The organism is Mycobacterium sp. NTMscope_MAC_269, from assembly GCF_976985695.1.
In genome coordinates, this window is record NZ_OZ335668.1 from 440,086 (window position 1) to 462,376 (window position 22,291).

24 protein-coding genes and 1 pseudogene are annotated in these 22,291 nt (G+C 63.1%); 19 read left to right on the forward strand and 6 right to left on the reverse strand.

Features of this window, described 5'->3' with window-relative positions; genetic code table 11:
* Window positions 1-531: 531 nt before the first annotated feature.
* From ACZ50Z_RS02150 to ACZ50Z_RS02160, 3 genes and pseudogenes are all read left to right on the forward strand, one after another.
* The gene (locus ACZ50Z_RS02150) at window positions 532-3,159 is read left to right on the forward strand and encodes an AAA family ATPase (RefSeq protein WP_464482067.1); all 2,628 of its coding nucleotides are present in this window, start codon (window positions 532-534) and stop codon (window positions 3,157-3,159) included.
* A 697-nt stretch (window positions 3,160-3,856) separates the two neighbouring features.
* The gene (locus ACZ50Z_RS02155; protein WP_464482068.1) at window positions 3,857-4,729 is read left to right on the forward strand and encodes a hypothetical protein; all 873 of its coding nucleotides are present in this window, start codon (window positions 3,857-3,859) and stop codon (window positions 4,727-4,729) included.
* A gap of 35 nt (window positions 4,730-4,764) precedes the next feature.
* Window positions 4,765-5,020 (forward strand): annotated as a pseudogene (locus ACZ50Z_RS02160) (tyrosine-type recombinase/integrase); the annotation flags it as partial.
* Here ACZ50Z_RS02160 and ACZ50Z_RS02165 read toward each other — a convergent pair.
* Genes ACZ50Z_RS02165 through ACZ50Z_RS02175 form a run of 3 tightly spaced genes read right to left on the reverse strand, consistent with a single transcriptional unit; the run spans window position 5,009 to window position 7,122 of the window.
* Window positions 5,009-5,764: a S1 family peptidase gene (locus ACZ50Z_RS02165; RefSeq protein ID WP_464482069.1), complete on the reverse strand. Its 756-nt coding sequence runs from the start codon at window positions 5,762-5,764 to the stop codon at window positions 5,009-5,011. The pseudogene ACZ50Z_RS02160 and the gene ACZ50Z_RS02165 sit on opposite strands and share 12 nt — an antisense overlap.
* A 15-nt stretch (window positions 5,765-5,779) precedes the next feature.
* A complete protein-coding gene (locus ACZ50Z_RS02170) occupies window positions 5,780-7,000 on the reverse strand; it encodes an ApeA N-terminal domain 1-containing protein (RefSeq protein ID WP_464486048.1) in 1,221 nt (406 codons plus the stop codon).
* Window positions 6,907-7,122 carry a hypothetical protein gene (locus ACZ50Z_RS02175; RefSeq protein WP_464482070.1) on the reverse strand — a complete coding sequence of 72 codons (216 nt, stop codon included), beginning with the start codon at window positions 7,120-7,122 and terminating at the stop codon, window positions 6,907-6,909. Before ACZ50Z_RS02175 ends, ACZ50Z_RS02170 begins: the two co-directional genes overlap by 94 nt.
* A gap of 648 nt (window positions 7,123-7,770) precedes the next feature.
* Between ACZ50Z_RS02175 and ACZ50Z_RS02180 the strand changes: the two genes are divergently transcribed.
* From ACZ50Z_RS02180 to ACZ50Z_RS02190, 3 genes are all read left to right on the forward strand, one after another.
* The gene (locus tag ACZ50Z_RS02180) at window positions 7,771-8,541 is read left to right on the forward strand and encodes a DUF6338 family protein (RefSeq protein WP_464486049.1); all 771 of its coding nucleotides are present in this window, start codon (window positions 7,771-7,773) and stop codon (window positions 8,539-8,541) included.
* Window positions 8,542-8,789: 248 nt separating this feature from the next.
* Window positions 8,790-8,996 carry a CopG family transcriptional regulator gene (locus tag ACZ50Z_RS02185; protein ID WP_464482071.1) on the forward strand — a complete coding sequence of 69 codons (207 nt, stop codon included), beginning with the start codon at window positions 8,790-8,792 and terminating at the stop codon, window positions 8,994-8,996.
* Complete coding sequence (locus tag ACZ50Z_RS02190) at window positions 8,993-9,376, forward strand: type II toxin-antitoxin system death-on-curing family toxin (RefSeq protein ID WP_464482072.1); 384 nt, start codon at window positions 8,993-8,995, stop codon at window positions 9,374-9,376. The genes ACZ50Z_RS02185 and ACZ50Z_RS02190 overlap by 4 nt, the downstream gene beginning before the upstream one ends.
* A gap of 219 nt (window positions 9,377-9,595) precedes the next feature.
* On the opposite strand, the gene ACZ50Z_RS02195 is transcribed toward ACZ50Z_RS02190, so the two are convergent.
* A complete protein-coding gene (locus ACZ50Z_RS02195) occupies window positions 9,596-9,811 on the reverse strand; it encodes a hypothetical protein (RefSeq protein WP_464482073.1) in 216 nt (71 codons plus the stop codon).
* Between the two features lie 156 nt (window positions 9,812-9,967).
* Here ACZ50Z_RS02195 and ACZ50Z_RS02200 point away from each other — a divergent pair, with 156 nt between their 5' ends.
* Window positions 9,968-11,071: an NAD(P)H-dependent amine dehydrogenase family protein gene (locus ACZ50Z_RS02200; RefSeq protein ID WP_464482074.1), complete on the forward strand. Its 1,104-nt coding sequence runs from the start codon at window positions 9,968-9,970 to the stop codon at window positions 11,069-11,071.
* Between the two features lie 145 nt (window positions 11,072-11,216).
* A complete protein-coding gene (locus ACZ50Z_RS02205) occupies window positions 11,217-11,411 on the forward strand; it encodes a long chain fatty acid-CoA synthetase Faa4p (protein WP_464482075.1) in 195 nt (64 codons plus the stop codon).
* A 50-nt stretch (window positions 11,412-11,461) separates the two neighbouring features.
* On the opposite strand, the gene ACZ50Z_RS02210 is transcribed toward ACZ50Z_RS02205, so the two are convergent.
* Window positions 11,462-11,908, reverse strand: a complete 447-nt coding sequence (locus ACZ50Z_RS02210) for a DUF5994 family protein (RefSeq protein WP_464482076.1) — start codon at window positions 11,906-11,908, stop codon at window positions 11,462-11,464.
* Between the two features lie 304 nt (window positions 11,909-12,212).
* Between ACZ50Z_RS02210 and ACZ50Z_RS02215 the strand changes: the two genes are divergently transcribed.
* The gene (locus tag ACZ50Z_RS02215) at window positions 12,213-12,443 is read left to right on the forward strand and encodes a hypothetical protein (protein ID WP_464482077.1); all 231 of its coding nucleotides are present in this window, start codon (window positions 12,213-12,215) and stop codon (window positions 12,441-12,443) included.
* A 26-nt stretch (window positions 12,444-12,469) separates the two neighbouring features.
* Here ACZ50Z_RS02215 and ACZ50Z_RS02220 read toward each other — a convergent pair whose 3' ends face one another.
* Complete coding sequence (locus ACZ50Z_RS02220; protein ID WP_464482078.1) at window positions 12,470-13,870, reverse strand: aldehyde dehydrogenase; 1,401 nt, start codon at window positions 13,868-13,870, stop codon at window positions 12,470-12,472.
* Window positions 13,871-14,025: 155 nt separating this feature from the next.
* On the opposite strand from ACZ50Z_RS02220, the gene ACZ50Z_RS02225 reads away from it, so the two are divergent.
* From ACZ50Z_RS02225 to ACZ50Z_RS02270, 10 genes are all read left to right on the forward strand, one after another.
* Entirely contained in the window at window positions 14,026-15,294 is a 1,269-nt protein-coding gene (locus tag ACZ50Z_RS02225) for an aromatic ring-hydroxylating oxygenase subunit alpha (RefSeq protein WP_464482079.1), read from the forward strand.
* Between the two features lie 5 nt (window positions 15,295-15,299).
* Window positions 15,300-15,626, forward strand: coding sequence for a hypothetical protein (locus ACZ50Z_RS02230; RefSeq protein ID WP_464486050.1), 327 nt, complete (start codon window positions 15,300-15,302; stop codon window positions 15,624-15,626).
* The gene (locus ACZ50Z_RS02235) at window positions 15,623-16,876 is read left to right on the forward strand and encodes a metal-dependent hydrolase family protein (protein ID WP_464482080.1); all 1,254 of its coding nucleotides are present in this window, start codon (window positions 15,623-15,625) and stop codon (window positions 16,874-16,876) included. Before ACZ50Z_RS02230 ends, ACZ50Z_RS02235 begins: the two co-directional genes overlap by 4 nt.
* 11 nt (window positions 16,877-16,887) lie before the next feature.
* Window positions 16,888-17,340 (forward strand): MarR family winged helix-turn-helix transcriptional regulator, encoded by a 453-nt coding sequence (locus ACZ50Z_RS02240; protein WP_464482081.1) that lies wholly within the window; start codon window positions 16,888-16,890, stop codon window positions 17,338-17,340.
* Between the two features lie 128 nt (window positions 17,341-17,468).
* On the forward strand, window positions 17,469-18,488 hold the full coding sequence (locus ACZ50Z_RS02245; protein WP_464486051.1) for a 2Fe-2S iron-sulfur cluster-binding protein: 1,020 nt from the start codon (window positions 17,469-17,471) through the stop codon (window positions 18,486-18,488).
* A 17-nt stretch (window positions 18,489-18,505) separates the two neighbouring features.
* Window positions 18,506-19,249, forward strand: a complete 744-nt coding sequence (locus ACZ50Z_RS02250; protein WP_464482082.1) for an SDR family NAD(P)-dependent oxidoreductase — start codon at window positions 18,506-18,508, stop codon at window positions 19,247-19,249.
* 13 nt (window positions 19,250-19,262) lie between these two features.
* Window positions 19,263-20,525, forward strand: a complete 1,263-nt coding sequence (locus tag ACZ50Z_RS02255; RefSeq protein WP_464482083.1) for an aromatic ring-hydroxylating oxygenase subunit alpha — start codon at window positions 19,263-19,265, stop codon at window positions 20,523-20,525.
* The gene (locus tag ACZ50Z_RS02260) at window positions 20,522-20,860 is read left to right on the forward strand and encodes a hypothetical protein (protein ID WP_464482084.1); all 339 of its coding nucleotides are present in this window, start codon (window positions 20,522-20,524) and stop codon (window positions 20,858-20,860) included. The genes ACZ50Z_RS02255 and ACZ50Z_RS02260 overlap by 4 nt, the downstream gene beginning before the upstream one ends.
* A 26-nt stretch (window positions 20,861-20,886) precedes the next feature.
* A complete protein-coding gene (locus ACZ50Z_RS02265; protein ID WP_464482085.1) occupies window positions 20,887-21,732 on the forward strand; it encodes a TauD/TfdA dioxygenase family protein in 846 nt (281 codons plus the stop codon).
* A complete protein-coding gene (locus tag ACZ50Z_RS02270; RefSeq protein WP_464482086.1) occupies window positions 21,729-22,280 on the forward strand; it encodes a carboxymuconolactone decarboxylase family protein in 552 nt (183 codons plus the stop codon). The genes ACZ50Z_RS02265 and ACZ50Z_RS02270 overlap by 4 nt, the downstream gene beginning before the upstream one ends.
* The last annotated feature ends 11 nt before the right edge of the window (window positions 22,281-22,291 follow it).

Below are 22,291 nucleotides of genomic sequence, written 5' to 3' on the forward strand. Positions count from 1 at the left end.
AACCATTGCGCAGCACTTCTCGGCGCTACCAGGGCGCTTGAAGGTGGTTGCCACACAACGCCATAGAACGATATGCGGAAAGTGCTGGTGAATTCCCATGCTCGATGCCGCCGCGTCGGCTGGCCTGGGGTGTCCTTCCCCGGACGCTGGCTAGCTCTCCGACTGGCTGGGTGGGTGAAGATCGGCGGTGAGGCGACGCTGTTGACGCATCGCGGAGGGTTGTGGAATCCACGTTGCTAATCCAACTGCACGAGGTTCGCTGGCGGCTGGCATGACGCGCCAGGACGTGACGTTTTGCTGCCGTCGAAGACCTCGGACATGTTCCGCGACACGCCACTCTGAGCTTGTGCTAGCAGCTTATGATGTGCCGTGTGGATTTGATGGCGTTCGAGTCAGCCGGGGTCCTTCTCCCGTGACTAAGGTATTTTTCGTTAATTGTGGCGTTGCTGCGACGACCGAGTTCCGACGGGCTGCACGCCCATGCCGCGTGCTGCGTGCGATGTCTCGCGGCACCGTGGAGGCTTTCGATCGATGACCACTTGGGCGCGCTTCTGGGCTGTTGATTTTCACGTCCACACACCGGGTTCGGCGGATGCGAAGGACGAGAACTTCGGCACGCCGCAAGACATCGTCGATGCCGCGATCGCCGCCAACCTTGATGCCATCGTCATCACTGATCACAACACGGTCTCGTGGTGCAAAGCCGTCGCGGATGCGGCCAGTGACACGCCGTTGGTTGTGCTGCCCGGTGTCGAAATCAGCACCACGGAGGGCCATCTCCTCGCTGTGTGGGAACAGGGAACGGACCCGAGCCAAATCGAGGAGGTGCTCGTCAAGCTCAATATCGGCCAGGCCGATCGAGGCAAGCTGGACATCGCGGCCAATGCCGGCTTTTCCGACGCAGCGGCGAAGGTAGCCGCCTCCGGCGGACTGGCCATCCCGGCTCATATCGAGAAGGACAAGGGCCTGATGCGGCTCACCGTCAAAGCTCACGTCAAGGACATCCTCCTCGACGGCGCCATCGGCGCCGTCGAGGTGGTCCATCTCGACACGATCCAAGATGTGCGAAACAGCCTTGGCGGACAGCGGAATCTGGCCTTCGTCCGCGGATCGGACACATGGAATAAGGACCAGAGTTGTCATGCGCTGTCCGGCATCGGGGCGCGGCGCACATGGATCAAAGCCAGTCGACCAGACCTGGTCGGCATCCGGCACGCACTGGCAGACCCGACGTTGCGCATCTCGCTGGAGGAGCCGCCGTCGGCGGCCTCGTACGCGTGCATCGAAGACATCGAGGTGGTGGGAGGGTTCCTCGGCGGACAACGGATCGAATTCTCACCCGATCTGAACTGTCTGTTGGGAGGGACGGGCGCAGGAAAATCGCTGATACTGGAGGCGACACGATTCGCGCTGAACCAGCAAGTGGACGCCGATGCTTTCCCCAACATTCGCCGCGAGATCGACTCGCGCATGGCAAAGGCGCTCATGAACAACAGCGTGGTTCTACTGCACGTGGCATGCGACGGGAAGCGGTACCGGATCGAACGCACGTTCAGCACTGGCGGATCGCCCACTGCCCGAGTGCTTCAGCAGACCGGAATCGATTGGGCCGAAGTTGATGTCGACCCCGCAGCCCTGTGTCCGATTGCGGCGTTTTCCCAAGGCGAGATTCTCGAGTACTCGCGGGAGCCTGTGGGTCGCATGACTCTTGTCGATGCCTCCATCGATCTCGAAGAGATCAACGAGTCGGTCGGCTTGGCGATTGACGGACTGCGCGCCAACGCCCGCAAACTGATCACCACCCGCCGCCGCGTCCAGAAGCTGGCGTCCGAGGCCGGCCACGAGGCCGAGCTTACCGAGCAGGTACGCCAACTCACCGACCTGTTCAAGACCGAAGCCGTCAAGGAACAGTCGGGCTGGACAAAGGAGCAGACGAGCCTGAAGCGCGCCAAGAGGAGCGTGGATGACATTGAACTGCCCGAGTTCGATTTGCCCGCCTCGGAGATCAGCGGATCGATCGCCACAAACGCTGGTCTTTTCGTCGAGGTCAGCACCGCACTTGGACGTCTCCACCAGCGGGTCGGCGCCGGGATGAAGGAGATCGGTGACGCGCTCGCCGACGCGTCCGGCGCATTGGCGCGGATTCACGGCGAATGGACGACGCGGTTCGAGGGATTCAAACAGCGTCTTGACGAGGAGCTGGAGAAGATCAACCCCGAGGCCTCGCTGACGTCCTTGCGCGCCAGCCTCGAGCAATTGCAGACGAAGCTGACCCAGGCCGAGGCGTCGAAGACCGAACTCGAAGAACGGGCACGTCCCGAGCTCGAAAGGCTGGCGTGCGAGCGTGAGGAACTCATTGCTGCCCTTCATGATGCGCGGCGCAAACGTCGTGAAATGCGCCGTGCGCGGGTCCTGGAACTCAATACCAAGGCTGCTGGCTTCGTGAAGCTCGACATTCCCAGCCAAGGCGATCATTCTGAATTCCGTAGCGCACTCGATAGCATCAAAGTCGGATCGCGTGTAAGGGACGAGTTCTTGAATCAGCTTGCGCTGCGCACGCATCCGCTGAAGTTCGCGCGCACGATGTGGTCCCAGGAACTCGCGGACCTCGTCGACGCAGAGCACGGAATCGATATGGCCAGCCTCGCGAAACTACTGGGCAATATCGATGAACGCAACCTGTGGGAAGAGCTTCTGGAGCTGCAGTCGATCGACCGTCCGGATGTCCTCACCATCAAGTTCAAGAAGCCGGACGACCACACCTACACCCCAATCGAAGAGCTTGCCCACGGCCAAAGATGCACAGCGATCCTCGTGATTCTGCTTGCGGACGGCGACACACCGGTACTGGTCGACCAACCGGAGGACGCGCTGCACGCGCCGTGGATCGAGGAATACCTCGTTGATCGGTTGCGGTCACTGCGAGGGACTCGGCAATACCTCTTTGCCACGCGCAGCCCCGGCATTGTCGTCAGCGGCGACGCTGAGCAGATCGTCACTATGAAGGCAACCGCGGGCCATGGCGAGGTCGAAGCTGTGGGTTCACTCGAACGCTACGAGCTCAACGCGTTGGCTCTGGAACATCTTGAAGGGGGGCCGATCCCGTTCAGCCGGCGCACGTTGAAACTGAAAGTCTCGGTGGACCCGCCTGGGCCTTAAGGGGAGGTTCGTCGACGCGTCGATGGACCCCTCGAACACGACGCCTTGACGATCGACAATCTATCGACATGGGAAATCGGGGGCTTTATCGCGATACTGCGCCCGGCGTCGGAACGGGTGGAAGCGCGGCAAGCGGTTCCGGTACCGCTGCAATTGGTGCGATCCGCGTGGCGAGCCAGTGTCAACGACCGGCCTTAGTGTCCTGAAGGTCGCAGACGCGCAACCGAATGTGAACCGTGAGTTGGCTGCAGAGGGCCTCAAGCAGCTTCGCGCGGATCTCGACCTCCCGCCAGGCGACTGCCCCGTGCGAGGCGATCCTCGCTGAGAGCCATGCCCGTTTCATGGCTAATGTTCCTAGCCTCGTCTTTTATTCGGCGATTATGGTCGAGAATGTACGAGAATCAACGGCAATCATGAACTTCTAACGAGCAATGTAATCGCTTGGCGGACAGGCACATACGGGATTCATGGGCATGCACCGCGCTCGGTGGGGTGCTAATCCGTTGGTCGCGGGTTCGAGCCCCGCCCGCCCTACTTCAGAGCGGGTATTGCCGCGGAGTCCCAACCTGGCGAACCCCATCGACCCCGGCATCATTCCGGCGTGTGGGCGCGCGACGCGCCCGGCGACACGCCGAGAAGGGTCGGGGTGCGGCCATAGGCTGGTGTGCGTGAACGCAGGCCGCGGCCAGGGAGTCGGATGACGCTTATTCAGACCTTGCTTACGCACAAGTACGTAATGCAGGTCTCGGATCGGAGACTTACCAGAGGCGGCAAGTTTCACGACGACAGGTTCAACAAGGCGGTGTCCTGGTGCGGATGCATGACAGCCGCGTTTACGGGATTCGCCTATACGGATTACAGCGAGACCATCCCCGTATCACACTGGATCGCAGACACGCTGCGCTGGCAGGTCGATACGGCGGGCGCGGTCGACGCACTCATGGTGGGTGCAACCAAGGTCGCTTTCGACTTGGCTAAGTACTGGGAAAAGCGGAAGCTTTCGATAGTTCTCGCAGGCATCCCGCCACAGGCGGGCATCGCGTACTGCGCGCGTATATCCAACTTCGAGAAGGGGACGGACAAGCTGCTCAAGCAAGCCGACCACTTCGCGGTTGAGCAGATACTTATGCCACTCAGCGCAGGAAATCTACACTACATGGTGTCGGGCGTGTCGCTGAAAGCTGATGAGTTCCAACGTGTTTTCGACACGCTGCCCGAGTTGGTGGCGAACCACAAGGTTGAAGATGTGAAGCGTCTTCTAGTCAAGACGCAACGTCGCGTATCAGGTCGGACGCCCGTCGTCGGACAGGACGCGATGGTCATGGTCATTCCCTCGATGCCGACCGCGCCGGGCGCGATTCTGACCGACACGTTGAGCGACGAGGTAATGGAAGTGAACGCAAACTTTAGTTATGTTCGCGCCCACACGTTTTCCCAGCAGCGAATTGCGCCCCTCGCCGCCGGTAACGGCAATTTGATCCAGATGATCGGTTGGGGCGACGCCTCTGGGTCGCAGTCCGTCAAGATGAAGTTCCTGAAGGTCGGACGCCCCGAAGACGCCCCGGTCTAGCCGCGCTTCTTCTTGGGCTTGGCTGTGCTCGTGGCGCGGCGACCGACTTGGTGTTGCCCTTCGTCCGCATGCACGACCTCCGGCACGCGTTCGCCACGCTCCGGCTATCGGCGGGCGTTCACTTCATGCAGGCGTCGAAGTGGTTGGGGCACAGCACCTTTAACTAACGTTGAACGTGTACGGCGGCTACATCCCCGAACAGGACGGCGGCGCGGCGAACAACCTGCCCGAGCTACGCGCCCCGCGAAGCAGGCCGACTTACCGAGCAATGTGGTGCAGCTAACTGGCTGAGTCAGCACGTAATTGTGCATCTATATCGGCGAGCGCGTGCCCGATACCGAAACAGACCGTTAGCCCCGAGTTGGTTTCAGAGAAGGCATCGTTCGGCAACGGCGCGACTCCGCCTATCTGCATTGGAGTCGAGGGCACTTTGCCTGGCAGAACACGTACATTCGATGGCACGTAGCCGCTGACCACTCCAAGGACCAGATAGTCCTCACATTTTGGTTCGGGGATAAGCACCGGGCCGCCGGAAAAGCCATGATGGGCCAATGCATCAAGTAGCCAGATGTCCCTCATGAGGCCACTGCGGTGCATCGCTTCGCCGGACACAATTGCTTGTTTGATGAATGGCGTCGTCTGGGAAGCGTATGTCAAGCCGTAGCGTAAGGGTTCGCCTAGATCGGGAAAGCCCAAGAAGTACACGGGTTGCGTAGGATGCACTTCTCCCCGATACGGTTCAATGGGAGGCTCTAGGCTGACGTCTTCCGTCCAGAGGCGGAATACGGTCACATCAGCGAAGGGGAACGTCATCGCCAGTCTCTCCAGGTCAGAGCCAGAGTGCCGCGTCCCGTCCGCTTCCAGGACTTCAAATGTCCTCAGCTCGCCCGAATCCTCTTGGACGACATGCCTGGCAGTTACAAGCCATTGGCGTTCCGCGTAGCTCAATACGAACGACGACGAACACTGGCCCATGGCGTTTTCGATCCGCAGCGTGCGGGCGTAACAGTGCTTCAGAGGGTCGGGTATGGCCATCTCGTTTTGATCCCCCTATTTCAACAGCTCTCGGACGTTATACCCAATCATGTGCGTTCTGTGGCTATCACAGATCACCTTCATCGGGATCTTGTTGGTAGCAACCTGATTGAGGAGAGCGCCGAGGAGTAGAAGCGCCCCGCTATCGCCGAGCAGTCGAACCTCAGCAATGTCGTACTCAAATGACGGTGCGTGCTTCAGGCTGCTATAGGTGTCCCAAAACCGCTTACTCCATTCTGCCAAGTCACCGACGAATTCGGCGAAGGCTGGGCCGACATGACGTCCAACCGCCATCGGTAGTGGCTCGTTCACTCCCCGTCGCAGCCGTCGTGGTTGCGCCCAAGCGCGGCCAAGCTTTCTATGGACCTTTGTCCAGTACTCAAGACCGAGTGCGATCTCGATCAGCCGCAATTCCACACTGCTCGCTCCGTAGCGGTATGCGGTTGTGAGCGGACCTGTTGCGCGCGGATATTCGTGGTCGAGCCGAATCCAATTCCTCACGCCTCGGACGCCGCCGATATTGCGAAGGTTGAACAGCGGAAATTCTGTCATGGACTTCGGCCGCGATACACCACGGGACACCGCCATAAGGCGCGAGTTCCACATCTGAGGAGTTTGACGCGGTTGTCTGTCCTTAACGCATTGGAACTCGACTGTCCCGTGTCCTGCCGGCACGAAACCTTCGTAGGCCAAGTTGATCAGGTCTTGAACCGCTATGAGTGGCACAACATGCTGTTGCCAGGTCCGTGGTCTTGCACTGGTCGTTCCAACAACCAATGGAGTGCTCAAAATTCGCCTGTCGTCAGGCCCCTCCACGGACCAGGTGGTGCCTAGGGTCAGCTTCAGGCCAGGGCGTATCTGGATTTCAAGCGGCTCAACATGAACCGTCGCGGCGGTGTAACCCTTCTGTCGGTCGTCATCGTAGAACTCAACAGTCTCAGTTGCGCCCTGCAAGCCAGACCAAAGAGTGACCCCTGGAATCCAGACTTCAACTTCCTTGAAGTCTGGACTCTCAAGGACGGCGAAGGGGACATTGACGACGACGCCGCGTGTGCGCACCGTTTGCGTCGATGCTTGCTGGCCCATCACGTTCGAGCGCGATACTCCCGCCCTATCGAAGAAGATGGTGCGAGTGCTCTCTGTCATCCCGTATATCGCTTCGGGGCGTGGCAGTCGACTTTGGTTACGACCGATTTCGCGAACGAACTCCAGCGTGCGCGCGTTCCCACGTGGAATAGCTCGTCATCAACGAGCCTCACATAACCGTTGCTCGCTTTGTCGATATTGAAGACGTCTTTGAGGTCGGTCCAGAAGTAGCCCAGGGTTCCGTCCATGGTTTCGCGCACGGGGTCGGCCATTACTGGATGCTCGCACCGGGACGATGTGGATGTGGTCAGCCCACCTCGGCGTGTTGGTGCCACCCCGGCTTCACCCCGGCGACCGAGGCCGATTTGTAGCCGTACTTGACCGGCACTCCGCCCGTACTGGCAACGGCAAATTTTGCTGTCGAGCAGCGGTACTGAGCGAATCAGCCAACCTACTGTGTTGGTCAGCGGTGTGCTGAAAAGAGACTCGTAATCCGTTGGCCGCGGGTTCGAGCCCCGCCCACCTCATCAAAGTCTTGCTGATCGCGACCAGTCGATACCGCGCCCGACCGCACTCCTGGCGTTGCAAACTCGAAGTGGGTAGGCTGCTCAGCTGTTCACGACAAAAGCCCGCAGGATGCTGAAATGACAGATGGACCTGAGCATGGCGACGTTGAATATGCGGCGGCAGATCCTCCACCGACGTATGAACCCCCAGGGGAGACCAAAGGGTGGGTCGTATCAAGCCCGATCACGGTTCCTGAGGTAGAGGTGGGCCCAATCAAATTACCGCCATCTACCAGCGGTCCGTCTGGTCCGACCGAATTGGCTGTGGAGACCTCCGAAGACGTGGACAAATGAGTCGGCTTTCCTAACTGGAATCACCGATTTAGAAAATGCCATCGACGGGTCGTTTCACTTCTGCTATTTTTTTGCTTCGTAACTCCTGGATTGATATTCGAGCTCCTTAGGGAGCGTAGCCGACCAGCTCGCCAATATACGGTTTTACGTGAAACCAGTCTTATCATTGTTGCGAGCGTCTTCTTTGTATCTCCGGCAGTGTGGCTGCTGCTGCAAGTCCGCGATTGCATAGCCAGATGGCGTCCGGAGTTAGAAGAACAATGGTTTCCGCACCTCTACCCGCTTGCTAGCGAACCTGCCCAATATTCAGCGTCGCATCTAAGTCAGGTAGTGTTTTTTGTCCTGACGGTCGTGGCTGTGGCGGGGCTGCTGGCCTTTATCGCGGATCGAGTTCTTCGCGCTCGAGAGCCGTCACGGGGAAATGTGAGGACGAACCCTGCGTGGTTTGACTCGCTCGATGTCACATATCGGCCGCCCAACACCGATGTCATTGTTGCTGTCGAGTTGAAGACTAACGCGATGGTTCACGGCGGGATTCAGGGCTACGAATCGAAACCAGACCAAACGTTGGCTTGGTTAGTTCTCAAGGAGCATTCAGTAATTCCGTTTGTAGTACGCAAAACTGACGGCACGTTGGAACCGATCGGTAAGCAGTGGCGTTACGTATTTATATCCGGGGATGAGATACGTTCTGTAAATGCGACATTTGCACCTGCAGAGTGGCCAGGATTGTCTAAGTCAAAATCTCTCCTTCGAAGGATTTTTGATAAAGCGACCGTTGTCGTTGTCAACGTCCTGAAACGTGGCTCGGCGATTCTTCGAGGTACGTAGAGCGCTCCGCCCGATGGCGGATGTACGTGCGGAGCTGGTCGACATCGATAGGAGAGTGCGAGGCGGTGTGCCTGACGGGACTTGGACTTGACAGCTGTCCAATCCCGCTAAACGTAGGTTCTCGCGCAAAAAATGACACCCTTCGGATATAGATCGTGTAAGTGCACCCGACGCAGTTCACCTGCGCTCTGTGAGGGCTTCCCTGACCCTCGGCGAGAAAGTGGTATCAATCTGGTACCATCGTCGTTGTGGGAATGACTTTGCGGCTCAGTGAGCAGCAGGCGGAGGCGCTGCGACGGCAGGCCACTGTCGAAGGTCGTTCGATGCAGGTGGTTGCGCTGTCTGCCGTCGACGAGTACATCGCCCGACGAGCGCACAAGGCCAAGGTTGCCGCGGCGCTGCACCGTGTCGTCCGCGAGGAGGCCGGGGTTTTGGAGCGTCTTAAGGACGCGTGACCGAGTTCCTGGATCTCGAAGATTTGCTAGACATTGCCCGAGAGGCCGTCGGGAGCGATGTCGTGGTCGGGGACTACGGCTTGCTTGAATCGGCTCTGGCACGGCCTCGCGCCTCGGTGTTTGGCCAGGATGCCTATCCGGATCTCCACTTGAAGGCCGCCGCGCTATTGCAGTCACTGGCTCGGAATCACGCGCTGGTGGACGGCAACAAGCGGCTCGCGTGGACAGCCTGTCGGACCTTCCTGGCCATCAACGCTCACTGGATTAGTGCGCTGGAGGACGAGCGCTTCGACTTCGTGATCGAGGTCGCTACTGGTGCAATCACCGGCCTGGACGAGATCGCGGAACGACTGCGCAGCTGGAGCTACCAAGAGGGTTGAGCTGTCCGGTGGGCAACGGATCGCGATGGCGGGTTGACTGACGACAATTTTGACGACAACCGTGACGACAATTGCTCCCTCAGCCACCACCCCTACACTGCCGAAACGCCGGCATCGTGCCTGTTCACGGTTCCTGCCTGCTCCTGGCAGTGTGGGGGTCAGGGGTTCGAGTCCCCTTAGCTCCACCCAAAAGACATTGCGCCGACCGACCTCGCGGCTCTAGCAGAAGGCGGCGGTCAAGAAACTCCCGCCGGCCATGAGCGCGATGATGAGCGCTGCGGTCTCGTGTCCCGTCGTCGCGGCCGCGACGACGCCGACGATCGCGCAGATAAATATGGTGACCGCCAACAACGCCATGAGCACCCGGTGTGCATTGACCGCCGCTCCAGCGCGAGGCGCGACGACGGCCTTGCCCGAACGATTCACGCCCACCATGAAATCCCCTCGGTTGTGACGCCCGCAACATATCACAGCTAAATGTGGTCTGCATCACACAACGCGCGGCGCGAGGCGATTCGGAAGCTGCTCGGCAGCGCTTCGTTACCATCGCCTAGTTCGATAAGGACATCGAAGCGTCGTGAAGAGGCTGAGTTGACTCATCAATCGCCCATCGAAGTCATCGTGTGGGGCACCGGTGCGGTCGGCCGGGAGGTGATCACGACGATCATCGACCACCGGCCCGATCTCCAAATCGTCGGTGCCCGAGTGTATTCGGGTGATAAGGACGGGGCCGACGTCGGCGCGTTGGCCGGGCGCAACCCCATCGGTGTCTCGGCGAGCACCGACCTCGGCAAAATCCTTGCGCTGCAGGCCGATTTCGTCCTCTACGCCCCGCGCCACGCCAGTATCGACGAGGTCTGCGCCCTGCTCGGCAGCGGCAAAAACGTTGCCACCACGGCCTTTTTGTTTCACCCCCGGCGTCTCGCGCCATGCGATGCCGAGCGTGTGCTCGACGCCTGCCACCGCGGCCGCTCCACCGTGCACGGCAGCGGCCTGAACCCTGGCAACCTCTCCGGCGTTCTGCCGCTGGCGTTGTCGGGCATGAGCCGCACCATCGACAAGATCACGGTGCAAGAGCGCGCCGACTGGTCGGTCTACGAGAGCAGCTCGATCACTTTCGACGGCATGGCATTCGGTCGCCCGGTCGAGGAGATCAATCCGACGGCCAACGACTTCCTGGCGTTCAACAGCGCTCTGTTCACCGAACAGGTGTGGTTTCTCGCCGACGAACTGGGAGCCGGCATCGACGAGGTCACGGCCACGGTGGAGGCGGTGCCCGCGAAGGCCGATCACCAGGTCTTCGATCACGTGTTGCGCGCCGGAACCACTGCGGGACAACGATGGAGATGGTCCGGGCGGCGCGACGGTGAGGTGCTCGTCGAGATCGAAACGCTGTGGACCGTCGGCGGCGAATATCCCGAGCATTGGCCCACCCCGGAGCACGGCTGGACGCTGACCATCGAGGGCGACCCGTCAATGCGCGCCCACTTCTTCTGCCTGGCCAGCTTCGGCCGCGCGGCCAGCATCGAGGAGCACGTGCGCTCGGCGAGCGTGGCCACCGCCATGCAGGTGCTCAACGCTGTACCGGCGGTCTGCGCGGCGCCCGCGGGCGTCGCGACCATGGCGGACCTGCCGCTGGTCCGCAGCCACACCGGCTTCGGCAACGCCGTTATCCGGCGGAGACCCACCAATTAGGTTTTCGTCTCGAGGCGCATTAATCTAGCCCGCGGTTCGATTGCGACTCAGGAAAGCAGCCATGCCTGTTCAGCCCACTTTGCTGCGCCGACAAGCGTCGCGCGGCGCCCGTCGACAGCGACTCGCCCCCCGCGTGAAGTGCCCGATGGTCGGTCAGTGCTTCGACGTCGAGGTCACCCGCGACGCCGACGGATGGATGGTACGGATTCCCGAGATCGGCAGGTCCACCCGCGCCACCGGCCGCACCGCCGTGGAGCTGGCGGCGCGCGCCTGCATCGCAGCGTGGACCGGCATCCCCATCGGCTACGTCGCCGTCTTCGTCGTGAGCGAAAGCGCTTAACGGCGAATCCCCGCGGAACTACCGCCCCGTGGACCGCTGCAGAAGTCGGTTCAGTGAAGGCCGGCGGCGCGTTGTTGTCGGGCGGCCTGCAGGATCGAGCCGGCGGTGACAAACGCGGGTTTGTCGCGGTCGTTGGCGTCGACGGGCAGCCCGGCCGCGCGACGCAGCACCATCAGCGCAAGCGCGCTGTATGTCGTATAGGGAACGATCAAAAGGTTCACCCGCGCCTCGCTGCCGATGAACGTCATCACGTGCTGGCGTTTGTGTTCCCATCCGTGCCAGTTGAAGTCGGGCGGTCGTTGTAGAGGCGGCCAGTTGACGTTGACGGAGCAGATGTCTCCCAGCAGGGGTGTCAGTGCCACGACAAGTCCGGGCAGTTCGTTGGTGATGCGGTCCGCGCGCGGCCACCACGCCCCGTCGATGTCGCCGCCTAACTCGCGGGATACGGAGAGCCGGACGGGGACGGCTGCGCGCCGGCCCGCCCGCATATACGTCATCGTCTGACAAATCTGGTGGGGACCAACGTCACCAATAGCGCCGTGCGATACACAGTTTTCCCTAGGTTGGCATCGCTCGTCCGCGGTCGCGTGGCGAGTGGAGGAATCACATTGCCTCTGGGTGTCCTCTGCGCCCATTGCGGTGAATCACCGCTGACAACGAAACGGCTCACGCTCGACGCTACCCCACCACCGGGGTTTGAGCGCTATGCGAGAGAGCCGGGGGCGGCGCGGAACCCGGACGCGGCTTGCCCGACGCGAGCCGGAAATCGCATTCGGGGCGAACAAGAGGAGGATGGATGTCATGTCCACACAAAATTGGTGCGACGCACCCGAGATTCACCCGTCGCAGATCGGCGTCGGCGACGTCATCGGCACGCGGCGCCCCACTGAATTGCGCCTTACCGTCAAGATGATCAGTGGTCCGCAGAGCGATCCGCGGCAGTGGACATTTTTCAGCCGTGACGACAACGGCCAACAGCGCGCCAGCACGTTCGGCGAGGATGACGTAGTTCGCAGATACTCCAAAGCTTGACCACAACGGCCAAGCGCGCAAGGGATTCAGGATCCCGGCGCGACCGCGATCGATTTCGTCTCCAGATAGCTGTCGAGGCCTTCGGGCCCGAGTTCGCGGCCGTAGCCGCTGGCCTTGACGCCCCCGAAGGGCGCGAAGGGATCCATCGTGTAGCCCTGGTTGACGCCGACCGTGCCGGTGTGGATGCGGGTGGCCATCGCCAGCGCGCGCTCGGTGTCGTTGCTCCACACCGATCCGGCCAGCCCGTAATCGGAATCGTTGGCGATCGCCAGCGCCTCCTCGTCGTCGCGGTAGGGGATGACGGTGATGACGGGCCCGAAAATCTCCTCGCGGGCGATGCGCATGCTGTTGTCGGCCGCCGCGAACAGGGTGGGTCGCACATACCAGCCGCGGTCGAGTCCGTCGGGCATGTCGGTGCCGCCGACGACGACGCGCGCCCCCTCGTCCTGCCCGATCCGGATGTAGTCGCGAACGCGCTGCTGCTGGCGTCGGGACACCAGCGGGCCGAGCTGGGTCTCGGGATCGGTGGGATCGCCGACGCGCAGGCCGGTCATCTCGGCCGCGAGCGCATCGACGTACTCGTCGTGGCGCCCGTGCGGCACCAGCACGCGGGTGAGCGCATTGCAGATCTGCCCGCTGTTGGACAGGCTCGCGGATCGCACCCCGGCGGCCACCTTGTCCGGCGACGCGTCGTCGAGAACCACGGCGGCGGACTTGCCGCCGAGTTCCAGGCTGACCTTGGTGAGGTTGGCCGCGCACGATGCGGCCACGGCGCGCCCCGCCGTGGTGGAACCGGTGAACGACACTTTGTCGACGCCGGCGTGGCCGACGAGGTAGGCGCCCAGCGCGCCGTCGCCCGCCACGATGCTGACCACGCCCGGCGGCAGGCCGGCTTCGGCGATCATCTCGCCTAAAAGCAGTGCGTCCAACGGGCTTTCGGGGGCGGGCTTGAGCACGACGGTGCAGCCGGCCAACAGCGCGGGCACCAGCTTGGTGACGATGAGGAACTGGGGCATGTTCCAGGGCACGATCGCCGCGACGACACCGACGGGCTCCTTGCGGACGTGCACGTCACTCCCGAAGAACCCGGGCCTGGTCTCCTGCCACGGATGCCGTTCGGCCAGGTCGCAGAACGCGCGCATCATGAATGCCGGCAGGCCGACCTGGGCGCGCTGGGCGAAGCTGATCGGGGCGCCGATCTCGGCCGTGATCGTGGTGGCCATCTCCGCGCGGCGGCCGTCGTAGATGTCGGCCAGGCGCCGGATCGCGGCGATCCGTTCCGCCGGCTCGCTGCGACCCCAGGCCCCGAAGGCCGCGCGCGCCGCGGCCACCGCCGCGTCGACATCGTCGGGCCCCGCCGCATTGACCTCGGCGATGGGTTCCTCGGTGTGTGGCGAGATGACGTGCATGACAGGGTTGTGGTCCATCCGCGCCTCCGAGGTCAGTATCAACTACTTGCTATTGGTGAGACGAGGATATACCGTCGGCCGTGACGGAGCCCTCAGGGATCGGTGAAACCGGTGCGCAGGTGGTTGTTTTCGCGCGGGCGTTTCGGTGAGATTGAATTGCATAAGGAGCGATCATGGCTCGATTTCCTAAACCGCCGGAGGGGAGCTGGACTCAGCACTACCCGGAATTGGGCACCGAGCCGGTGTCGTACGAGGACTCGATCAGCCCCGAGATCTATGAGTTGGAACGTGACGCCATCTTCAAGCGGGCGTGGCTCAATGTCGGTCGTGTGGAACAGCTTCCGCGCAAAGGCAGCTATCTCACCCGCGAGCTGAAGGTCGTCAACACCTCAATCATCTTGGTTCGCACCACATCTGGTGACATCAAGGCTTATCACAACGTGTGCCGCCATCGCGGCAACAAGCTGGTGTGGAACGACATGCCGCAGGAAGAAACGAGCGGGGTGTGCCGGCAGTTCACCTGCAAATACCACGGCTGGCGCTACGACCTGGACGGCAACCTGACCTTCGTGCAGCAAGAGGAGGAATTCTTCGACCTCGACAAGGGCCGCTACGGGCTGGTGCCGGTGCACTGCGACGTGTGGGAAGGGTTCATCTTCGTCAACTTCGCCAAGAAGCCCGAGCAGTCGCTGCGAGAGTTCCTCGGCCCCATGGTCGCCGGGCTGGAAGGTTACCCCTTCGACAAGATGGTGTCGCGCTGGTGCTATCGCTCGGAGGTCAAGGCGAACTGGAAGCTCTACATGGACGCGTTCCAGGAGTTCTATCACGCGCCCGTGTTGCACGCGAACCAGTCGCCGACCGCGTACTCAAAGGCGGCCGCCGAGGCGGGTTTTGAAGCCCCGCACTACCGGCTGGACGGGCCCCACCGGCTGGTCAGCACCTCGGGGGTACGGGCCTGGGAAATGGCAGACGAGATGCGCAAACCGATGGAGGACATCTGCCGGAGTGGGCTGTTCGGGCCGTGGGACAAGCCCGACCTGGGCCCGATGCCCGAGGGGCTCAACCCGGCGAAATGCGACCCGTGGGGCCTGGATTCGTTCCAGTTGTTCCCCAACTTCGTCATCCTGTTCTGGGGCCAGGGCTGGTACCTGACCTACCATTACTGGCCGACGTCGTACAACAGCCACCTCTTCGAGGGCACGCTGTACTTCCCGGCGCCGCGCACCCCGCGCGAGCGAGTGGCCCAGGAACTGGCGGCGGTGTCATTCAAGGAATACGGGCTGCAGGACGCCAACACACTGGAGGCGACCCAGACGATGCTGGAATCCCAGGTGATCGACGAGTTCTTGCTGTGCGACCAGGAGGTTCTGATCCGTCACCTGCACAAGGAGACCGCGGCCTGGATCGACGACTATCGCCGGACGTCTCAGGCGGGGGTGTGAGCGCGATGCCGACGCTGCCCGCCGAGTTCGCCGACCTCGAACCGTTCGCCGACTGGTGCCTGGCCAGCGAACCCGAACGTTACGCCAAGAGGCTGGCCAGTTCCATGGTCGAGATGAAGGCCTTCTACGACGCGATCACCCCGCGGGCCGAAGAGGCATTGTCGTTCTGCGACAAGTTCTCTCTCGACGACCTGCCGGACGACGTCGCGAACCTGATGCACCTGCTCTATTCCATGATCATGGTGTCGTTCCCGGTGGAGTGCTGGAAGCAACCCCGCGTCCCCGACTCGGGTGCTTCGACGCTGAACTGCGTGTCCGAGCCGGTCCCGTGACCGCGGTGACCGTCCTGCGGGCGGCGCGGTGGGCGGACGTCGTGACCGGCCGGATCCAGGCGCCGGCGGTGATCGTGGTCGACGGCGATCGCATCTCCGCGATCAATCCCGAAGGGCCGCTCGCGGATTCGGCCACCGTCGTCGACCTCGGCGACGTGACGCTGTTGCCGGGTCTGATGGACATGGAACTCAACCTGCTCATCGGGGGGCCCGGCGGACCGGAGGGCCTACCGTCGCCCATGCACGGCGTGCAGGACGACCCCGCCTATCGCACGTTGCGCGGCGCGGTCAACGCGCGCACCACCCTTCAAGCCGGGTTCACCACGGTGCGCAACCTCGGCCTGATGGTCAAGACCGGCGGGTATCTGCTCGACGTGGCATTGCAGCGCGCCATCGACCAGGGTTGGCACGTCGGGCCGCGCATCTATCCCGCCGGCCACGCCGTCACGCCGTACGGCGGACACCTGGACCCGACGGTCTTCCAGCGGCTGGCGCCCGGCGTCATGCCGCTGTCGGTGGCCGAGGGCATCGCCAACGGTGTGCCCGACGTGATCGCCTGCGTGCGTTACCAAATCCGGCACGGGGCCAAGCTGATCAAGGTCTCCGCCTCCGGCGGGGTGATGTCGCACAGCACCGCGCCGGGCGCGCAGCAATACTCCGATGCCGAGTTCGCCGCGATCGCCGACGAAGCCCACCGGGCCGGAGTCCGCGTGGCCGCCCACGCCGTGGGGGACACCGCGATACAGGCCTGCATCCGCGCCGGGATCGACTGCATCGAACACGGCTTCTTGGCCAGTGACGAAACGATCCAGATGATGGTCGACCACGGCACCTTCCTGGTCTCGACGACGTATCTGACCGAGGCCATGGCCATCGACCGCATCGCACCGGAGCTTCGCAAGAAGGCACTCGAAGTGTTCCCGCAGGCAAAGGCCATGCTGCCCAAAGCGATTGACGCGGGCGTGCGGATCGCGTGCGGCACCGACGCGCCGGCCATCCCGCACGGGCAAAACGCCAAAGAACTGGGCGCGCTGGTCCAACGCGGCATGACTCCGGCGCAGGCGGTCCGGGCGGCCACGGTGGTGGCCGCTGAGCTGATCGACGCCGACGACGAGTTGGGCAGACTTGCGCCCGGCTATCTCGCGGACATCATCGCCGTGCCGGGGGACCCTTTCGACGACATCGCCCGGACCCTCGACGTCCGCTTCGTCATGAAGAACGGACAGATCTACAAAAGCCCCGCGGCGTGACGGAGGCAGGTATGGAACTCACCGACAACATCCTGTGGCTGCTCAAACAGGCCTTCTATTACTCCCTGACCACCATCAACGAGGCGATGCGCGAACACGGCGTGAGCACCGCCCAGATCGGTGTGCTGCGCCAGTTGGCCAACGAACCCGGATTGTCCGGCGCCGAACTGGCTCGCCGGCTGCTGATCAGCCCGCAAGGCGTGCAGCTCGCGCTCACGGCCTTGGAACGCCGCGCCCTGGTGGAAAGGAAACAGGACCCCCAGCACGCGCGCATCCTGCGGGCCTACCTGACCGGCGAAGGCCGCAAAGTCGCCGAGACGGTGGTCAACGATGCGATCACCGCACACCAGGAGGTGTTCGGCGTGCTGACCGAGCAAGAGCAGCGGACCCTGCGCGAATTGCTGGGCCGCGTGGTTGAAAAGGGCACCGGCCATGAGCTGTTCAACGATCACGTCGACGGATGACGCGACCTGTATCTAGTACTTGAGACTAATCGCAAGTAGTTGATACTCTGACCGAGATGAGCGAAGACCGCGCCACAACGAACGCCGGTCCGGTGACCGTGACCGGCGGCGGAACGGGCGCTGTCGGCATGGCTGATGCGCCGGATGACTTTGTGCCGCTTCGGATCAAGCACGTGATACGCGAGACCCGCGACGCCGTGTCGATCGTCCTCGATGTTCCCCAGGCCAGCGCGGCACACTTCGGCTACCAAGCCGGTCAGTTCCTGACGCTGCTGGTCCGTGTCGATGGACGCGAGTACCGACGCTGCTACTCGATGTCGTCGTCTCCCGCCGTCGGCGAGGATCTGCGCGTCACGATCAAACGCGACCGCGATGGCGCGGTGTCGAATTGGCTCAACGACAGCGCCGCACCGGGTGACCGGCTCTACGCCCTGCCGCCGCAGGGTCGCTTCGTCTTGAACGACACCGGCCGCAATCTGGTCGCGTTCGCCGGCGGAAGCGGCATCACGCCGGTGTTTTCGCTGTTGTGCACCGCGCTGGCCTTCGGTACGCGCAGCGCGCGGCTGTTCTACGCCAACCGAAACCGGGACGCGGTGATCTTCGACGAGGCGTTGCAGGCGCTGGAAGGGCAGCACGCCGACCGCTTCGTCCTGCACCACCACCTCGACGAACAGAGCGGCTTCGCCACCCAGACGGACATCGCCGCGTTCGTCGAAAACACCGACGATGCAGACTTTTACATCTGCGGGCCGAACGAGTTCATGGACACGGTGCGAACCGCCCTGGGCGCGGCCGGCGTGCCCGACAACCGCCTGCACATTGAGCATTTCGACGTGACCGACCTGGCGGCGGCGCCGTCCGACGGCGACGTGATCACCGACGAGGTCACCATCGTGCTGGACGGCGCGACGACCACCGCGCCGTACTACGCGGGCAATACGTTGCTGCAGACGGCCCGTATGGCGGGGCTGCGGGCGCCGTCCTCATGTGAAATCGGTTCGTGTGGAACGTGTATGGGGCGCCTGACGCAGGGCAGTGCCCGCATGATCAACAACGACGCGCTCGACCAGGATGAGGTCGACGACGGCTGGGTGCTGACGTGTCAGGCGGTGCCCACCAGTCCCACGGTGCGGGTGGTCTACGAATGAGCGATGGGCGGTTAACGATGACCAGGGTGGCGGTGGTGACCGGCGGCGCCTCAGGCATGGGCGAGGCGACGTGTCACGAATTGGGCCGACGCGGCCTCAAGGTCGCCGTCCTCGACGTCAATGAGCATGCGGCGCAACGCGTCACCGACGGCCTGCGCGCCGAAGGCGCGACCGCGCTCGCGGTGGGCGCCGACGTCACCGATCGGTCCGCCGTGGAGCAGGCGTTCGCGAAGGTCCGCAGCGAACTGGGGCCGGTGACGGTCCTGGTGACCAGCGCCGGGATGTTCGGGTTCTCGCCCTTCTTGGACATCACCGCCGAATCCTGGTCGCGCATCATCGATGTCAATCTGACCGGCACGTTTCACTGCTGCCAGGTCGCGCTCCCGGACATGGTGGAGGCGAACTGGGGGAGAATCGTGATGATCTCGTCATCGAGCGCCCAGCGCGGCTCCCCGTTCGCCGCCCACTACGCGGCGTCCAAAGGCGCGGTGATCACGTTGACCAAGTCGCTGGCCCGCGAATATGCGACGCACGGGATCACGGTCAACAACATCCCGCCCTCGGGCATCGAAACCCCGATGCAGCACCAGGGCCAGGCCGCCGGGTACCTGCCGTCCAACGAGCAGATCGCCAGCAATATCCCGTTGGGCTACTTGGGAACCGGGGCCGACATCGCGGCGGCGGTGGGTTTTCTATGTTCGGAAGAAGCAAGGTACATCACCGGTCAGGTCTTGGGCGTCAATGGCGGATCGGTGATGTGATAGTGAGGATTCGATGACGAGATCAGGCCGGCCGCCGGAAGGCTCCTGGACCGAGCATTACCCCGAATTGGGAACCGGGCCCATCTCTTTCAGGGACTCGACATCCCGCGAGTTCTACGAACTCGAGCGGGAGGCGATCTTCAAGCGGGCGTGGCTCAACGTCGCGCGGGTGGAGGAGTTGCCCCGCGTCGGTAGCTACCTGACCAAAGAGATCGAAGTCGTCGGGGCGTCGGTGATCGTGGTCAAAGGCAAGGACCAGCGAATCCGCGCCTTCTACAACGTGTGCCGGCACCGCGGAAACAAACTGGTGTGGAACGACTTTCCCGGCGACGAGACCCGCGGGACGTGCCGGCAGTTCACCTGCAAGTACCACGGCTGGCGCTACGACCTGCAGGGCGAGCTGAAGTTCGTGCAGCAGGAATCGGAGTTCTTCGACCTCGATCCCGCAAAATACGGATTGCGTCCGGTGCACTGCGACGTGTGGAACGGCTTCATCTTCATCAACTTCGACACCGAGCCGCGCCAGAGCCTGCGCGAGTTCCTCGGTCCGATGATCACCGGGCTGGACGACTATCCGTTCGCGAAGCTGACCGAGCGCTACGACTGGGTGGCCCACAACAACAGCAACTGGAAGATCTTCGCCGACGCCTTCCAGGAGTACTATCACGTGCCCTCGCTGCACTCGCAACAGGTGCCCGCGGAGGTGCGCGACGCCAACGCCGGATTCACTTGCGGCCACTTCCAACTCGACGGCCCGCACCGGTTGGTCTCCACGGCGGGGCGGCGGCGCTGGCTGTTGCCGCCGGAATACATGTATCCGATCGAGCGCGCCACCCGCAGCGGGCTGGTGGGGCCGTGGCGAACGCCGGACATCGGCGAGCTGCCGGCCGGGCTCAACCCGGGTGGGATCGAGCCGTGGGGGATCAGCAATTTCCAGATCTTCCCGAACATCGAGATTCTCATCTACGGCGGGTGGTATCTGCTGTACCGGTACTGGCCCACCTCGCACAACACGCACCGATTCGAGGCGTACACCTACTTCCACCCGGCAAGCACCGTGCGGGAGCGCATCGAGCATGAGGTCGCCGCGGTGGTGCTCAAAGAGTTTGCGCTACAAGACGCCGGGATGCTCGGCGGGACCCAGGCGGCACTGGAATACGGCATCGTCGACGACTTTCCCCTCAACGACCAAGAGCTTTTGGTCCGCCATCTGCACAAGGTCGTCGTCGATTGGGTCGAAGGCTATCGCCGCGAGCAGGACCCGGTGAGCGTGTGACGATGCCGAGCCTATTGCCCAGCGCATTCGCCGAGCTGGAGGACTACGCCCAAACCTGGTGTTTGGCAACCGAAACCGAGCGCTGGAACGCCCGGGTCAACGCCTCGATGCCGCAGCTGCTCGAGTTCTACGACGCGTTTTTCCCGCGCCTCGAAGAGGCGATCGATTACTGCGACAAGTTTCCGCTCGACAACCTGCCGGACGACGCCCTCAACCTGTTGCACATGATCTATTCGCTGATCATGGTCGCCATGGCGGTGGAGATCATGCACCAGCCGGCTCCGGTCGACGCCGCCGACGCGGTCATGACCCGGACCGGCTGGCCGGTGCCCTGATTCATCCCTTCCCGAAAGGAGCGACCATGGGTCTGCTCACCATCACGAAGCTCACCGAGTCCGTCGGCGCCGAAGTCGCGGGCCTCGAGCCGACCGCGCTGGCCGACGACGACTCGGTGGGGGCGGCGGTGTTGGATGCGTTGGAAGACAACGGGGTTCTGGTCTTCCGTGGGTTGCGTCTCGACCCGGCCGCCCAGGTCGGATTCTGCCGACGCCTCGGCGGGGTCGACCACTCCTCCGACGGCCACCATCCGGTGCCCGGCATCTACCCGATCACGCTGGACAAGTCCAAGAACGCCTCGGCGGCCTACCTGAAGGCCACCTTCGACTGGCACATCGACGGCTGCACACCGCTGGGCGACGAATGCCCCCAGAAGGCCACGGTGCTCTCGGCGGTGCAGGTTGCCGAATGGGGTGGGGAAACCGAGTTCGCCAACACCTACGCCGCGTACGACGCGCTGACCGATGAGGAGAAGGAACGGTTCGCGACACTGCGTGTGGTGCACTCGCTGGAGGCGTCCCAGCGCCGCGTGTATCCCGATCCCTCGCCGGAACAGGTGCAGCGCTGGCGGTCTCGGCGCACCCATGAGCATCCGCTGGTGTGGACCCACCGTAGCGGACGCAAATCACTCGTGCTGGGCGCCTCCGCGGACTACGTCGTCGGCATGGAACTCGACGAGGGCCGGGCACTTTTGGAGGAACTCCTCGAGCGCGCGACGGTGCCCGAGAAGGTCTACAGCCACAGCTGGTCGGTAGGGGACACGGTCATCTGGGACAACCGCGGGGTGCTGCACCGCGCCGCCCCCTACGACCCGGACTCCCAGCGGGAGATGCTGCGCACCACGGTGCTCGGCGACGAGCCGATCGAATGACCACGGCAGACCGACACCCGCTGCGCCTGACACCGCTGCCCGCCGACGAGTGGGATGAGCGCACCCGCGCCGCGCTGGCGTCGCTGATCCCGACCGAGCGGGCGAATCCCGTTGGCGCGGGCAATGTTTTGTCGACACTGGTCCGCCATCCCGATCTGACCGCGGCGTACCTGCCGTTCAATGCGTACCTGCTGACCCGCTCGACGCTGTCGCCGCGGGCGCGCGAGGTCGCGCTGCTTCGCGTGGTGCATCACAGCAAGTGCGCATACCTGTGGGCACACCACCAACCCATCGCCGCGCGAGCGGGACTGTCCGAATCCGACATCGACGACATTCGGACCGGCCGCTGCGCCGAGGCGGCCGACCAGGCCGTGATCAAGGCCGTCGACGATCTCACGGCCGACAGCACGATCGGCCAAGCGACCTGGGATGAATTGTGCCGGCTGTTCACCCAGCAGCAATGCATGGATCTGATCTTCACGATCGGCGGCTACCTGCTGCTGGCTCTGGCCGTCAACACTTTCGGCGTCCAGGACGAGAAACACTAGGTCCTTCTCCG

Bases quoted from the DNA above. Each gene is read 5' to 3' on its own strand.
- ACZ50Z_RS02205 (WP_464482075.1), top strand. From the start codon at position 11,217: ATGGTCGGTCAGTGCTTCGACGTCGAGGTCACCCGCGACGCCGACGGA.
- ACZ50Z_RS02265 (WP_464482085.1), top strand. From the start codon at position 20,887: ATGGGTCTGCTCACCATCACGAAGCTCACCGAGTCCGTCGGCGCCGAA.
- ACZ50Z_RS02165 (WP_464482069.1), bottom strand. From the start codon at position 5,764: ATGGCCATACCCGACCCTCTGAAGCACTGTTACGCCCGCACGCTGCGG.
- ACZ50Z_RS02215 (WP_464482077.1), top strand. From the start codon at position 12,213: ATGTCCACACAAAATTGGTGCGACGCACCCGAGATTCACCCGTCGCAG.
- ACZ50Z_RS02250 (WP_464482082.1), top strand. From the start codon at position 18,506: ATGACCAGGGTGGCGGTGGTGACCGGCGGCGCCTCAGGCATGGGCGAG.
- ACZ50Z_RS02270 (WP_464482086.1), top strand. From the start codon at position 21,729: ATGACCACGGCAGACCGACACCCGCTGCGCCTGACACCGCTGCCCGCC.
- ACZ50Z_RS02245 (WP_464486051.1), top strand. From the start codon at position 17,469: ATGGCTGATGCGCCGGATGACTTTGTGCCGCTTCGGATCAAGCACGTG.
- ACZ50Z_RS02220 (WP_464482078.1), bottom strand. From the start codon at position 13,870: ATGGACCACAACCCTGTCATGCACGTCATCTCGCCACACACCGAGGAA.
- ACZ50Z_RS02195 (WP_464482073.1), bottom strand. From the start codon at position 9,811: ATGGTGGGCGTGAATCGTTCGGGCAAGGCCGTCGTCGCGCCTCGCGCT.
- ACZ50Z_RS02225 (WP_464482079.1), top strand. From the start codon at position 14,026: ATGGCTCGATTTCCTAAACCGCCGGAGGGGAGCTGGACTCAGCACTAC.
- ACZ50Z_RS02175 (WP_464482070.1), bottom strand. From the start codon at position 7,122: ATGGCCGACCCCGTGCGCGAAACCATGGACGGAACCCTGGGCTACTTC.
- ACZ50Z_RS02150 (WP_464482067.1), top strand. From the start codon at position 532: ATGACCACTTGGGCGCGCTTCTGGGCTGTTGATTTTCACGTCCACACA.
- ACZ50Z_RS02230 (WP_464486050.1), top strand. From the start codon at position 15,300: ATGCCGACGCTGCCCGCCGAGTTCGCCGACCTCGAACCGTTCGCCGAC.
- ACZ50Z_RS02255 (WP_464482083.1), top strand. From the start codon at position 19,263: ATGACGAGATCAGGCCGGCCGCCGGAAGGCTCCTGGACCGAGCATTAC.
- ACZ50Z_RS02210 (WP_464482076.1), bottom strand. From the start codon at position 11,908: ATGACGTATATGCGGGCGGGCCGGCGCGCAGCCGTCCCCGTCCGGCTC.
- ACZ50Z_RS02240 (WP_464482081.1), top strand. From the start codon at position 16,888: ATGGAACTCACCGACAACATCCTGTGGCTGCTCAAACAGGCCTTCTAT.
- ACZ50Z_RS02155 (WP_464482068.1), top strand. From the start codon at position 3,857: ATGACGCTTATTCAGACCTTGCTTACGCACAAGTACGTAATGCAGGTC.